Here is a 2950-nt window from a genome sequence, read left to right on the forward strand (position 1 = left end):
CGGCATACCGGCCAGCGCGACGTCGCCGAGCCCGAAGGCGGCGCGATCGACCGTGGCGCCGACGACGACCCCCACGGGGCCCAGGGCCCCGGGCGCGCCGATGTTCGCCTGGTTCACGTCGTGCGCGACCCGGGCCGCGACGTGCTCGTGGTCGCCCACGGCGAGGGCGTCGTCGACGATCGCGCTCTGCAGCGCGCGCGCTTCGGGATTGCTCGTCGCCGTGAGCACGAACGCGCCCTTGCCGTGGCGGACCGCCAGCGACAGCGTGTCGCTCAGCGAGTCGGCACCCATGTACGGCGACAGGGTCACGGCATCCGCCTCGAGAGGAGAACCGGGCTCGAGCCAGGCGTGGGCGTAGCCCTCCATCGTCGTGCCGATGTCTCCCCGCTTGGCGTCGGCGATCACGAGAAGGCCGGCGTCGCGGGCGGCGGCCATCACGTCCTCGAGAGCGGCGAAGCCGCGCGAGCCGTACCGCTCGTAGAACGCCACCTGCGGCTTGACCACGCCGACGCGGCCGCGGGCGGCCTCGACCACCCGCAGTCCGAAGTCGCGGGCGCCGGATGCCGTGGCATCCAGCCCCCACGCCGACAGCAGTGCGGCGTGGGGGTCGATGCCGACGCACAGTGCGCCGTGCAGGTCGAGAGCGGCCGAGAGCCGCTGACCGAACGTCTCGCTCACAGGCGTCCCGCGCGATCGGTGGCGTGCTCCTGGAGGCTCCGGACGGCGAAGCCGTCCTTCATCGCTCCCAGCGCGCTGACCGCGGCGCCCAGGACGGCCATCGTGGTGAACAGCGCCTTGTCGGCGGCCACCGCGGCGGCGCGGATCTCGTAGCCGTCGGCGCGGGCCGTCCCGCCCGAGGGGGTGTTGACGATCATGTCGATCTCGCCGGCGTTGATCAGGTCGACCACGTTCTGCTGGCCGGAGCCCTGCGTCTCGGAGTACTTCTCGACGACCTCCACCCGGATGCCGTTGCGCGCGAGGATCTCGGCGGTGCCCTCGGTCGCGAGCAGCGAGAAACCGAGCTCCTGCAGGCGGTGGGCCGGCAGGATCACGGCGCGCTTGTCGGCGTCGGCGACCGAGATGAACACGGTGCCCGAGGTGGGCATGCCGCCGTACGCGGCCTCCTGCGACTTCGCGAACGCGGTCGGGAAGTCGCGGTCGAGGCCCATGACCTCACCGGTCGAGCGCATCTCGGGTCCGAGGACGCTGTCGACGGTGTGACCGTCGGCGGTGCGGAACCGCTTGAACGGCAGCACGGCCTCCTTGACGGCGACGGGCGCGTCGAGCGGGACGCGGGAGCCGTCCTGCGCGGGCAGCAGCCCCTCGGTGATCAGCTCGGCGATCGAGCTCCCGGCCATGATGCGGCTGGCGGCCTTGGCGAGCGGGATGCCGAGGGCCTTCGACACGAAGGGCACCGTGCGGCTCGCGCGCGGGTTCGCCTCGATGACGTAGAGCACACCGGCGGAGATCGCGAACTGCACGTTCAGCAGACCCCGCACGCCCACGCCCTTCGCGATCGCCAGGGTCGCTTCGCGCACGCGATCGACCTCGGTGCGGCCGAGCGAGACCGGAGGCAGGGTGCACGACGAGTCGCCGGAGTGGATGCCGGCCTCCTCGAGGTGCTCCATGACGCCGCCGATGTACAGGTCGGTGCCGTCGTACAGCGCGTCGACGTCGAGCTCGATCGCGTCGTCGAGGAAGCGGTCGACCAGCAGCGGGAGGCCGGGGCCGATGATCGCCTGGTCGGCCACGCGCACGAAGTAGTCGCGCAGCGCCTCGGTCGAGTAGACGATCTCCATGCCGCGGCCGCCGAGCACGAAGCTCGGGCGCACCAGCACCGGGTAGCCGATCTCCTCGGCGACCTGCACGGCGCCCTCGACGTCGATCGCCGTGCCGTTGCGCGGCGCGACGAGTCCGGCGTCGTCGAGCTGGCGCGAGAACAGCTCGCGCTCCTCGGCGAGGTCGATCGCCTCGGGGCTCGTGCCGAGGATGGTGTAGCCGGCGGCCTCGATCCCCTTGGCCAGGCCCAGGGGCGTCTGACCGCCGAGCTGGCAGACCACGCCGAGGATCGTGCCCGACTGCGACTCCGCGTGCAGCACCTCGAGCACGTCCTCGAGCGTCAGCGGCTCGAAGTACAGGCGGTCGCTCGTGTCGTAGTCGGTCGACACGGTCTCGGGGTTGCAGTTGACCATGACGGTCTCGTACCCGGCATCCGACAGCGCGAACGACGCGTGCACGCACGAGTAGTCGAATTCGACGCCCTGGCCGATGCGGTTCGGGCCCGAGCCGATGATGACGACCTTCGTGCGGTCGGAGGGGGTGACCTCCGTCTCGGCGTCGTACGACGAGTAGTGGTACGGCGTCAGGGCCGGGAACTCCCCCGCGCACGTGTCGACGGTCTTGTAGACCGGGCGCACGTCGAGCGCGTAGCGCGACTCGCGCACCTCGGCCTCGCCGAGACCGCGGATCTCGGCGATCTGGGCGTCGCTGAAGCCGTGCTCCTTCGCGACGCGGAGGGTGTCGGCATCCAGCTCGTCGGCCTGCGCGATGAACTCCGCGACCTCGTTGATCAGCACCATCTGATCGATGAACCATGGATCGATCGCCGTCGCGTCGAACGCCTGCTCGGCCGTGGCGCCCTTGCGCAGCGCCTGCTGCAGCACGACGATGCGTCCGTCGGTCGGGGTCTTCGCGATCTCGAGCAGTTCGTCCACCGAGCGCGACTCCTCGCCCCAGTGGAAGCTCGAGCCGCGCTTCTCCAGCGACCGCAGCGCCTTCTGCAGGGCCGTGGTGTAGTTGCGCCCGATCGCCATGGCCTCGCCCACCGACTTCATGGTCGTGGTCAGCGTGGTGTCGGCGGCGGGGAACTTCTCGAAGTTGAACCGCGGCACCTTGACCACGACGTAGTCGAGCGTGGGCTCGAAGCTCGCCGGGGTCACCTTGGTGATGT

Annotated in this window: 2 protein-coding genes; both read right to left on the reverse strand. The window is 70.9% G+C overall.

Annotated elements, in window-relative coordinates; translation table 11 throughout:
- Positions 1-678 (reverse strand): orotidine-5'-phosphate decarboxylase (gene pyrF / locus QZ433_RS14080; RefSeq protein ID WP_295784648.1); only part of this gene is annotated, 678 nt, incomplete at its 3' end.
- On the reverse strand, positions 675-2950 hold a 2276-nt coding region (carB, locus tag QZ433_RS14085), incomplete at its 5' end, for a carbamoyl-phosphate synthase large subunit (protein ID WP_295784650.1). The genes pyrF and carB, both read right to left, overlap by 4 nt.

This window comes from uncultured Microbacterium sp. (assembly GCF_913776565.1).
GTDB lineage: Bacteria > Actinomycetota > Actinomycetes > Actinomycetales > Microbacteriaceae > Microbacterium.